1 protein-coding gene is annotated in these 358 nt (G+C 58.4%); it reads right to left on the bottom strand.

Annotated features, from left to right (window positions below; genetic code table 11):
* Positions 1 to 60: 60 nt before the first annotated feature.
* The gene (locus HAQ05_RS28185; RefSeq protein WP_190427712.1) at positions 61 to 270 is read right to left on the bottom strand and encodes a phiTE_015 family protein; all 210 of its coding nucleotides are present in this window, start codon (positions 268 to 270) and stop codon (positions 61 to 63) included.
* Positions 271 to 358 lie beyond the last annotated feature (88 nt).

The following is a 358-nucleotide window of genomic DNA, read 5'->3' as shown; positions in this document are numbered from 1 at the left end:
TCGAGCATTACAACGAGCAGCATCCGCACAGCGCTTTGAAATATCGGTCGCCGAGAGAGTTTAGGCGCTTGGCAGCAGCATCAATTTAACGGGGAGTTGGTGTCCGGTTTGGTAGGGGCAAGTCCAAGCAGCGCGGGAGGCTTGCCATGCTTCCCATGCTGCATACACGCCAAACGACTGGTACGCCCCTGCAGGGTTGCGGCGGACAGAAAGGCCAAAGTTCGCCTCGACCCACGCCTCAAACTCTTCCCGCATTTTCTCGGTGCTCATGCCATCGTCCTCCCGATCTCGGCAGCGGCTCTGACGATGGCGCGGCGCATGGTTATGCATCTATCAGCGGCCCAGTCTTCACTGATAG

It is taken from the genome of Pseudomonas typographi, assembly GCF_014694385.1.
Classification (GTDB): Bacteria; Pseudomonadota; Gammaproteobacteria; order Pseudomonadales; family Pseudomonadaceae; genus Aquipseudomonas; species Aquipseudomonas typographi.
This window is presented reverse-complemented; position numbering and strand designations above follow the sequence as displayed.